Origin of the sequence: Brevundimonas sp., assembly GCF_018608325.1 — a bacterium.
Classification (GTDB): domain Bacteria; phylum Pseudomonadota; class Alphaproteobacteria; order Caulobacterales; family Caulobacteraceae; genus Brevundimonas.
Window position 1 is genome coordinate 4476 of sequence record NZ_JABAZW010000173.1, and the last position, 10634, is coordinate 15109.

Genomic DNA, 10634 nt, shown 5'->3' on the forward strand with positions numbered 1-10634 from the left:
CCCGCCAGACATCGGGCAGAACTGATGATCTTCAGTAGCTGTAGCTCATGCGCAGCAGGAAGGTCCGGCCGGGCTCCATATAGTCCTTCATGTAGCTGGGGCTTTCACCCTTGGTCGTATAGTAGCGGTGACCGTCGAGGATGTTCTGCACGTCGAAGTCGACAGCCAGCCTGTCATTGACGTTGTAGCGCGAGTGGAAGTCCAGCGTCTTGGTCGGCTGCACCCACTTGTCGATGGCGTTGTCGCGCAGGTCTTCGACGTACTCGCCCTGATAGTTGTAGGACAGGCGGGCCTCGAAACCGTATTTCTGATAGGTCAGCGAGGCGTTGTACATCAGGTCCGGCGCCCCGACGAAGGAGATCTTGCGGCCCTTGCGGTAGTCCAGGCCGGTCTCGCCCTCGCTGGTCTGCAGCGTCAGATTACCCTCGAAGCCGAAGCCGTCGAACGGCGCCGCCATGCCGTCGAAGCTCTTGATGAAGTTGAACTCGACGCCGGTGATGTTGGCGGTGTCGCCGTTCTTGGGCTGGGTGATTTCGATGAAGCCATTGGTCGTGGTGGCGTCGACCTGGCTGCCGTTGGTGAAGATGAAGTTGTCGATCTTCTTGTAGAACAGACCCGCCGACAGGACGCTGCTGCGGTCGGGATAGAACTCGGCCGACAGGTCCAGGTTCAGGGCTTCGGCAGGCTTCAGGTCCGGGTTGCCGCGGCTGATGGCGATGATCTCGTTGGTCACCGGATTGCGCGTCACCGACTGACCGCCCGAGATATAGCCGTACTCAGGACGCGAGAAGCTGGTCCAGGCGGCGGCGCGGTAAACCCAGTGGTCGTTGGGGCGGTAGGTCGCCGTCACGCTGGGCAGGAAGACGCCATAGTCCGCCGTGTTGCTGTCAAAGCCGCTGTTGGCGCCGTCGTCGGACCAGAAGGTGTTCTTGACCTCGGTCTGCTCGTAACGGCCGCCCGCGATCACCTGCAGATCGCCCCACTTCAGCTGAGCCAGGGCATAGGCGGCGTAGATCGTCTCCTGACCCTGCTTGTCGTCCTGGTTCAGACGCTCATAGGACATGGCGGCGGGATTGGCGGCCTCGGCGGCGCGGATGGCCGCAATGACGCGTTCGCGGTTGAAGATGGCGCCGTAATAATACCGGCCGCCCAGGATGCGATCGACCTCGCGCTCGATCAGGCCTGAACCCGCCAGCGACTTGCCGTCCAGCGGCGTGCCGGCGAAGTCGCCATCCCAGATCGGGGTGCTGTCATAGTCGCGCTTGGACTGCAGGTATTTGCCGCCGACGCGGATATGCTCCAGCGGACCGCGCTTGATCTGATAGCCGGCGTCCAGCTTGAAGGCGACGCGCTCGTCCTTCTGGCGTGACCGGCTGTGGCTGGCGCCGTCCAGAGGCAGCAGCGACGGATCACGCTCCACATTGGCTGCAAAGGCCGGCAGTGGCGGCGTGGGGAAGCGGCCGTCGTAGGACGACCACAGAAGGCCAGTCGCATTCAGCGGCCAGGCGCAAGCGTCGCAGTTATAGCCGACTGAATAGTTGTCGGGGTTTTCCCGCTCGCCGAAGCTGTAGCTCAGGTCATAGCTCAGCTCGAGGGCATTGAACCGGCTGACGCCGCCCAGATTGACGGTGGCCAGGGTCTGGTTCTGGTCCGAGATGTCCATGTTGCGCGAGAACTGGAACGCCTGCGGGTTCCACACGCCCGAACGCCCGTGCAGTGACCAGTAGGATTTACGGGTGCGGTCGGCGTCGGTGATGCGGCCGTCGCCGTCGGCATCGACGATCTGGCCGGGCGTATAGCCGTAGATGGCGCCCAGAACCGGGTCGTGGCCGATGATCATCTTTTCAGGCGAAGACAGGCTGCGGTCTTCGTCATTCACCTGCACCAGACGCAGGGTGGGGCGGCTGCGGTAGTCGGTCCAGTCGTTGGTCGAGATGCGCTCGAAACGGTTGAACTGGCCGCGCAGATAAAGGTCGTGATCGGTTCCGCGATAATCCAGAGAGACATTGCCGCCGTAGCGTTTCTGTTCGTTGCGGCGATAGTCTAGGTCGATGCCCGGCAGGAACATCGAACGTTCGTCGACCGCTTCCTGACCGTTCTTGCGCCAGATGTAGGGCTCCCACTCGCCGTCGTTTTCGGTCTCTTCGGTCACGCCGTGCGAGCGGCCGTAGTTGACCGAGGCGAAGACGCCGAACCGTTCATCCTTCAGCCGTTGGCCAAAGTCGGCCTGAACCAGATAATTGTCCGAGGCCTCGCCCTGATCGCGGGCGCGGTCGTTGGCGCCATAGCTGGCGAACATGCGCGCCACCGGGCCCTTGAAGTCGAAGGCGTTGGGGGTGCGGAAGTCGATGGAGCCGCCGATGGCGTCGCCGTCCATGTCGGGCGTCAGGGTCTTGGACACTGCAATCGCCTGCAGGCCGTTGGGCGGCAGGACCGTCATGGACATCTGGCGGCTGTCGGTGTCGGTCAGGGCCACGCGGACGCCATTGATCGAATAGGCGTTGAAGGTGCCGGCGAAGCCGCGGACGGTGACATACTCGCCTTCGCCCGTGTCCTGATTGACGATGACATTGATGCCCGGCAGGCGCGCCAGGGCGTCGGCCACATTGGCGTCAGGCAGTTTGCCCATGTCATCCGCCGACAGGACGTTGACGACGCCGTCGGCGCGGCGCTGGGCCGAGATGGCGTTGGCGGTGCCCAGGCGCTGGCCCGTGACCAGCACCTCATCGACGGTCTGGGCCTGGTCTGTTTCAGAAGCGGCGGCGAAGGCCGCGCCTGCGACGCCCCAGCTCAGGGCCAGGGCGCTGACGCCCGCGATCAGTTTCACCGTGCGCTGTGCGACGGCGTCGGAATGTAACGACATTGGTGATCCCCACCCGGATTCCAGAAATCTTGTCCGTGGGGCGGGCGCTGCTCGCTCCGCCCCCGTCCGCAGCAGCGGACGAAAGCGGGGTAGCTCTAAGCCAATCTGGTGTAAACCAGTTGGATTGCACTACACAAAACATTCACAGTATAGAATATTGCAAATATCTGTACTGTCGTCAGGTCGCGGAGGAATTTCGCAATCTACTTGGTCGCCATATTCAGTATTGCGACATAGTGATCAATGTCAGGCGTCGCCATGCCGGGCTGCTTGCCGGCGTCGTCATAGCGCCGCAGCCGGATCGCCTCCTTGAAAAAGGGATGGGCCTCGAAGGTCCGACATTCCGCCTCATCGAAAGGTCCGCCCTGCAGGCTCAGGCTCAGGGCCGAGGCGCCGCTCAGGTCCCCCATATAGCCGGGCTCGACGGCGCACAGATAGCGTTTGGCCGCCACATGCAAGAATATGGGTGCGGTGACTTCCTCAGGAAACCATTGAGAAAGAAAGACTTCGCCGAGCCGTTCGTGGGCGGCGTCGTGACCGTGCGCCTCTGCGGCATCACCGGCCCCTTCCAGAAACTGGCCGACGTCATGCAGCAGCGCCGCCGCGATCATGGCGGGCGTATCCCCGGCGTCTTCCGCCAGCTTGGCGCATTGCAACATGTGCTCGCGCTGATTGACGTGCTCGCCATAGCGGTTTTCGCCGTGGCGGTCGAAGAGGTCGGTAATCTGCTTCACAGGCATAGCCCTCGCCGTTGAACAGAGGTCGCAAACGGCTGATCAGTTGTTGTGGAGTGTTTCGGCGCTGGTCCGGTCATCAAACAGTCATGACGAACCGTTATTGGTCTAGACCACAAATTCGCCTTCAGCAAGACCACGGACAGATTGTCATGAACCGCACCCTTGTCGCCGCCCTGCTGGCCTCGGTCTGTCTGATCCCGGCCTTAGCCCAGACGGCGCAGGCCCAGTCCTGGGACTTCACCCCCCACTATGACCTGCCGCGCAAAGCCGGCCCGGCGCGCGAAAAGATGACCGCGACCGTCGCGACCCTGCTGTCTGCACCGACGCCGCTGCGCTTCAACGGCATGACCTCGACCGACAGCCGCACCCTGCAGGTCGGCTTCGATTCCTCACGCGATTTCACCATCGAGCTGTGGATGCTGGACCATGTGAATAGGCCCGTCGGCGCCGTCGTGTCGCCAGCCGCAACATCGGGCGGCGCGCCCTGGCTGCTGGGCTATACGGACGGGCAGGCGGCGTTCGGCCCGGCGGGTACGGCCATGTCCAAGATCCCCGACTACAAGGACGAATGGCGTCATGTTGTCGGCGTGCGCCAGGGCGACGTCTGGCGGCTCTATTCCAACGGCGCACTGATCGCCACGACCACCGCGCGCCTGAACCGTCCGGCGGCGGCCCCTCTGGACCTGACGACCTTCCTTGAGGCCGAGCCCTATATGACCCTGCCTGATCTGGTGCGGGGCGCGGCCCTGTACGATCGCGCGCTCAGCCCCGCAGAGGTTCAGGCCGCCTTCACTGCGCGCACCACCCTGGTGGACGAGGGACGTCTGAATGCAGAGACCCTGCACTTCACCCAGCCGCCCTATCTGAACGCTCCGACGACGCAGGACATCCAGCTGTCGTGGGAGACGGACCGCACAGCCCGCTTCACCGTGGCCTGGGGCGAAAACGAAGCCCAGATGCGCAGCATCGAAGTCCCCGCCGCTGAAGACGGCCGACTGGGCGGCGCGACGCTGGACGGATTAAGGGCCGACACGCCCTATTTCTATCGCGTCACGGCCTCGACCGATGACGGCAAGACGCTGGATTCCGGCCTCCTGTCCTTCCGCTCGGCCCCGCTGCCCGGTGCGCCCTTCGTGATCGCCGTCTCGGCCGACACCGAGGCCCGCCCCTTCGTCAACAGCCGCATGAGCCAGCTGATCTGGGAGGAGCGTCCGAACCTGCTGCTGCTGGCCGGCGACCTGACCGACGAGGGCTCCATCGACCGCCGCTACCAGTGGACGCACGAGTATTTTGTCGGCATGGGCGGCCTGTTCGGGCGCGTGCCGGTCATCGCCGCCCCCGGCAATGGCGAGGGCGAGCAGCACTGGTTCCGCCACTATCACCGCCAGCCCGGCGAAGAGGGCTATTTCAGCCACCGCTACGGCGACGTCGAGTTCTTCATTCTGGACAGCAATCTGGAGGATCGTGAGCGCCGCAGTCCCGGCTTCCGCGCGCGTCAGGCCGCCTGGCTGGATCAGGCGCTGGCCCGCTCCACCGCGCGCTGGAAGATCGCCATGCATCACCACGACCTGTTCACCAGCGATGACGACGACTACGGTGACAGCTGGCGCGACCGCTCGACCAATGGCGATCAGACGATGCGGCGCGAGTTCTCATCCATCTACGAACGTCATGGCGTCGATCTGGTGATCTATGGGCACCTGCACGCCTATGAGCGGACCTGGCCCATGCGTCAGGGCGCGGTCGATCTGCAACACGGCGTCACCTACCTCCAGGTCGGCGGCATGGGTGGCAATCCCGAGGACTTCGCCCCCAACAAACCCGCCTTCAGCGCCAAGACCGCCCGCACCCACCACTATGTCATGCTGCGCGGCGCCGGCGACCGGATCGACGTCGAGATGACCGACATCGAAGGCCGCACCCGCGACCGCTTCGCGCTGACGAAGTGATCGGGAGCGATCGCTGGCGCTTGTGATTACTGGGAGCTTTGTTTCGTCAAAGGTTTTCGGCGCACAGTTCTCAAGGACGCCAAGTCCGAACTTGCGGCGCTGACTGATCAGGAGGGTTGGCCTTTGAGATCGATCAGCGCTGATCAGGGGGTCTGTCCAACAGATCATTCTTGCGGAGCAGCTACCCACGACAACAGTACGCCCCCTGCCCAAAACGCTGGTGGCGTACTGTTGTTTTCAACACACGACCCTCACGCCAGGCCGCGTGCCGTCAAGGGGTTGATGGGCCTCTTCAACTAGACGAGGAGCCCCTGCCGTTGCGTGATCAGATGAGATCGGCGAAGGACGACGATGCGTCGTTTGCTGAGCCATCCTTGTCTGGCGGCTATTGCGGTCACCTTGTGGGGCGTCGCGATAGAAAGCCCTGCTCAGGCCCAGGGGGCGGAGCGGCGGTTTGAGATTGCCAGCCAGCCTCTGGCTCAGGCGCTTTCAGAGTTTGCGGGACAGACAGGGCTGCAGATGCTGTACGACGCGCCCTTGGCGGCGGGGCGGCAGTCGGCGCCGGTGTCCGGGACGATGAGCCCACGTTCAGGTCTGGCGCTGATGCTGCAGGGGACGGGGCTGTCGGCGCGGTTCACCAGTGCGGGGGCAGTGGTGATCTATGCCTCGACGACCTCGACCGTGACGCTGAACCCGCTGACGGCGGTGGCGGCGCCGATGGTGGGGCGCAGTCAGACCGATCCTGTCTTCATCGCCTATGCTGATGCTGTGCGCCGCACGATTGCGGAGGCGGTGCGTGCGGACGATGGACTGACGGACGCGGGCTATCGATTGAGCATTCGTCTGTGGGTGGGGGCGAATGGCGCGCCGGATCGGGCGGAGATCTTGAGCGGTTCAGGGGATGCGTCGCGTGATGCGCGGTTTGTCGAACGCACGCGTGCGACGATGTTGCCGCCGCCGCCGGAACAGTTGCCGCAGCCGATGCGGATTGAGTTTTCGGTGCGTCCGCGAAACTGACGCCGTCGATGTCACTGTTCTGTCGCCGTCGCCGCGCTAGAGGGCCAATCGGTCCACGGCAAGCGAGACCGATTCCGCGCAATGGCGAAACACTGGTTGATAGGCAGTCTGATTTCTGCGGCCCTGCACGGCGGCATGGCGGCGGCAATTCTGGTGTCTGCACCGCCTGTCATGTCCGGCGCCCAGACCGAGCCTGAACCCGCCATCATGGTGGATCTGTTTCGGCCCGGCGATATGGCGTCGGGCGGCGCGCCTGCGAAGGCCGCGCGGAAACCGGATGTCTCTGCTGCCAGCAATGCGGCGGTTTCCAGCGCCACGCCGTCCTCGAAATCGTCTGCGGAGAAGGGCGCTGGCGCGTCATTGGCGAGTGGAGAGCCGATTTCGGCCTCACCCAGTCCGGCGGCGCTGTCTGACTATTATCGCAGGCTCGAAACCCATCTGGCGCGGTTTCACACCTATCCGACCCTGGCGAAACGGCGACCGCAGGGCTTGGCTCGGGTCGGGCTGATCGTCAATCGTGACGGCCATGTGCTGGACGCCTGGATCGAGACCAGTTCTGGCTCGCGTGAGTTGGACGAAGCCGCGTTGCAGACGGTGCGCCGATCGGACCCCTTGCCGTCATTGCCGGGCAACCTGCCGGGCTCCATTGATCTGATTGTGCCGTTGAACTTCGACGCCGGTCTTCGAGTCGCGTCATAGGCCTGGCGTGACGGACACCAGCCAGATGCGACTGCGTGGGCACCTTGTGACCCACTATGACAGCCTGTTGTCGCGTGTGGCGGCCCGGCTGGGATCGAGAGAGCGTGCGCGTGACGCTCTGCAGGACGCCTTCGTCAAACTGTCCGGCGACGCGGTGCTGGAAGAGGTGCGTCACCCGACCACCTATCTGTTCCGAATGGCGCTGAACATCGCCGCCAACAGCCGCCGCAAGGACAGCCGACTGCTGGGCTTTGACGAGGTGGCCAGTCTTCTGGACGTCCCCGATGATGCGGCCGATCCCTCGCGCGTGCTGGAGGCGCGCTCAGAGGTTCAGATCGTCAAACGGGTCATGGCTGAAATGTCGCCGCGCCGTTTCGAGATCTGTTCGGCCGCCTGGCTGGAGGGGGAGAGCACGCTGGACATCGCCCAGAAACGCAAGATGCCGCTGCGCACCGTCCAGCATGAGTTGCGTCAAGCGTCGCTTGAGATCCAAAAGGCTTTGGCTCGTCCGAAAGCCGTCGCCTTGCGCCAATCCGGGTCTGGCGTGTCATGACTGAGAGGGGACGTGAAATAGGCCAGCAGGATGCAGACGCCAGAATGAACGAAGACGGCCTCGCAGATGAAGCGCGCGCCTGGGTGACCTTGCTGTTGTCGGGCGAGGCGACCCAGGGTGACGCGCGTCTGCTGGCCGGGTGGCGAATGACCTCGCCTGAGCATGAGCGCGCCTTCACCCAGGCGGCGCGCACGCACCAGATCACTCGTGAAGCCATTCGTAGTCTGAAGGCGGAACGGACGCCGCAGGTTGAACGACGCTTCGGACGGACGCCGATCAGCCGCCGTGTGCTGATCGGCGGCGGCGTGGCGGTGGCTGCGGGTCTGGCGACGATCGCTGTGCTGCGGCCAGATGGTTTCACGCCCAGTCAACTGGAGGAAATCCAGACGGCCAAGGGCGAGCGGCGCACGGTCGACATGGGGCATGGCGTCAGCGTCGAACTGAACACCCTGTCGCGTGTCGCGCTGCGTGATGATCTGGGGCAGGGCGGATTTGAACTGCTGCGGGGCGAGGCCCTGGTGTCGGTCGCTTCGTCCGTCAGTCCCATCCAGATCGCGACGGGGGCAGCGCGGATCATCGCGGGCGGCGCACGGCTGGGCCTGCGCAATCTGTCGGGTGATCTGTCCGCGACCTGTCTGGAAGGTCAGGCGCGCGTGCTGTTGAAAGGGCGCGAGGCGCTGCTTTCGGCGGGACAGAAGGTGGTCTGGGGTGCGGGCGAACTGGGGGCTGTGACGCAACTGGCGCAGGCGGCGGGCAGTGAATGGTGGCGTGGCGTTCTGGTGTTCAACAACGAACGGCTGGGCGATGTGATCGGCGAGTTGAATCGCTACCGCGAGGGGCGGATCGTGGTCGCCAACCCCGCCATCGCAGACCGGCGCATCAGCGGCGCCTTCTATATCAACCAACTGGATCAGGTGGTTGAGCAACTGCGTCTGGCCTATGGCGTAAAGATCGTCCGTATGCCCGGTAATATTCTGATCGTGTCCTGATTAGGCGCGTCGTGGCGCCGATTAATGTCGTGAAAACTTCACCTTAAATCTTTGCGCGGGTTGCGGCCCGCTGTGTCTCTCCCCTGACGACCAGTAGCGAAACGCCCCGTCCTTGCGATGGGCGCGTGTCACCGGGGGATAGATGTTTCGACTGACCAGACACCACGCCCTTGCGGCGTCCGTGGCGCTTGCGGCCATGGTCGCCGCCGTGCCCGCACTGGCGCAGGACACTGGTCCGACTTTCGATATTCGCGCCTTCCAGGTGAAGGGCAACACGGTCCTGTCGCCGGAAGCAGTCGAACGCGCGGTCTATCCGTACATGGGACCGGGGCGGACGGCGGATGATGTCGAATCCGCCCGCGCAGCCCTGCAGTTGGCGTTCGAGGACGCAGGCTATATCGCCGTCTCGGTCTATACGCCCGAGCAGTCGGTCGAGGGCGGCATCCTTCAGTTGGAGGTCGCTGAACAGGCTATCGGCCAGGTGCTGGTCGCGGGGACGCGCAAGCCGGACGCTGTGCGCGCCATGGCGCCGTCGCTGACGCCCGGACATACGCCCAACCTGCCGGACTTCCAGCGCGATGTGATCGCCTTGAACCAGATCGCCAGCCGCCGCGTGACGCCGGAACTGCGCGCAGGCGAGGCGCCCGGCACGCTGGATGTCGTGCTGACGGTTGAGGAAACTGCGCCCTATGGCGCCTCAATCGAGGTCAACAATTTCCGCTCGGCGGCGACCACGCCCTATCGCGTTGCAGCCAGTCTGCGTCACGACAACCTGTTCGGACGTGGCGACAGTCTGTCGGTTTCGGCCCAGGTGGCGCCGGAGCGGATCGGCGACGGCAAGGTGTTTTCGGCCAACTATCTGCACCGTCTGGACGCAGGCGCGCAGCTATTGTTCTACGGCGTCTCGTCTGACAGCGACATCGCCGTGGTCGGCGGAACCAGCGTCATCGGCAAGGGCACGATGCTGGGCGCGCGCTACATCCGCTCGCTGGGATCAAGCGACGGCTTCTATCATTCGGTGACCTTCGGCATCGACTGGAAGGACTTTTCCGAAGACGTGATCCTGGGCGCTGACCGGGCGTCTGCGCCGATTGAATATTTCCCGCTGATGGCCTCGTGGCGCGGCGACTGGACCGGTGAGGGCCGCAAGAGCGACCTGACGGTTTCGACCACCTTCGGCCTGCGCGGACTGGGCGACGCCTGGGAGGCGTTCGACGCCAAACGCTACAACGCACGTCAGAGCTTCTTCGCCGTCAAGGTCGATGCTCAGCATACGGAAGAGCTGGTCCACGGCCTGCAGTTGAACACGCGCCTGACCAGCCAGTGGTCGCCTGCGCCGTTGATCTCGAACGAGGGTTTCTCGCTGGGCGGATCGTCCAGCGTGCGCGGCTATTTCGAGTCCGAAGCCCTGGGCGACTATGGCGTCGCCATTCAGAACGAACTGCGCAGCCCCAGTCTGTTCAACGGCCTGCCGGGCCTGAGCGAACTGCGGGTCCACGCCTTCTGGGACGCCGGTTACGTCGATCTGCATGATCCGCTGCCGGGGCAGGGGTCTGAGCTTCTGATGAGTGCAGGCCTGGGTGGCCGCATCCGTCTCTTCGAACACATCAACGGCGCGCTGGATGTCGGCACGCCTCTGATCTCCGGCACGAACAGCGTCGCCGGCAATGTCTTCTTGCGCTTCCGCATCTTTGGGGAATTCTGATGTTTCTGACGGCACGTTTCAAGAAGGGCGTCGCGGCTGGCGCGCTCGCGGTCATGGTGCTTGGCGCGGCGACGCCGGTTCTGGCTTCGGGCTGGTGGCAGGGCGATTACGCCTATCGGACG

8 protein-coding genes are annotated in these 10634 nt (G+C 64.2%); 6 read left to right on the plus strand and 2 right to left on the minus strand.

Annotation, left to right across the window (positions count from 1 at the left end):
- Window positions 1-31 precede the first annotated feature (31 nt).
- Both QZ281_RS17515 and QZ281_RS17520 read right to left on the minus strand, forming a co-directional pair.
- Window positions 32-2863: a TonB-dependent receptor gene (locus QZ281_RS17515; protein ID WP_292230718.1), complete on the minus strand. Its 2832-nt coding sequence runs from the start codon at window positions 2861-2863 to the stop codon at window positions 32-34.
- A gap of 203 nt (window positions 2864-3066) precedes the next feature.
- Complete coding sequence (locus QZ281_RS17520; RefSeq protein ID WP_292230722.1) at window positions 3067-3597, minus strand: phosphonate degradation HD-domain oxygenase; 531 nt, start codon at window positions 3595-3597, stop codon at window positions 3067-3069.
- Between the two features lie 152 nt (window positions 3598-3749).
- Here QZ281_RS17520 and QZ281_RS17525 point away from each other — a divergent pair, with 152 nt between their 5' ends.
- From QZ281_RS17525 to QZ281_RS17550, 6 genes are all read left to right on the plus strand, one after another.
- Window positions 3750-5549, plus strand: a complete 1800-nt coding sequence (locus QZ281_RS17525; RefSeq protein ID WP_292230725.1) for a metallophosphoesterase — start codon at window positions 3750-3752, stop codon at window positions 5547-5549.
- Between the two features lie 351 nt (window positions 5550-5900).
- Entirely contained in the window at window positions 5901-6566 is a 666-nt protein-coding gene (locus tag QZ281_RS17530) for an STN domain-containing protein (RefSeq protein WP_292230728.1), read from the plus strand.
- Window positions 6567-6647: 81 nt separating this feature from the next.
- Window positions 6648-7265, plus strand: coding sequence for a TonB family protein (locus QZ281_RS17535; RefSeq protein ID WP_292230731.1), 618 nt, complete (start codon window positions 6648-6650; stop codon window positions 7263-7265).
- Between the two features lie 25 nt (window positions 7266-7290).
- The gene (locus QZ281_RS17540) at window positions 7291-7818 is read left to right on the plus strand and encodes an RNA polymerase sigma factor (RefSeq protein WP_292230733.1); all 528 of its coding nucleotides are present in this window, start codon (window positions 7291-7293) and stop codon (window positions 7816-7818) included.
- A 44-nt stretch (window positions 7819-7862) separates the two neighbouring features.
- Window positions 7863-8807: a FecR domain-containing protein gene (locus QZ281_RS17545; protein ID WP_292230736.1), complete on the plus strand. Its 945-nt coding sequence runs from the start codon at window positions 7863-7865 to the stop codon at window positions 8805-8807.
- 142 nt (window positions 8808-8949) lie between these two features.
- The gene (locus QZ281_RS17550) at window positions 8950-10512 is read left to right on the plus strand and encodes a ShlB/FhaC/HecB family hemolysin secretion/activation protein (protein ID WP_292230739.1); all 1563 of its coding nucleotides are present in this window, start codon (window positions 8950-8952) and stop codon (window positions 10510-10512) included.
- The last annotated feature ends 122 nt before the right edge of the window (window positions 10513-10634 follow it).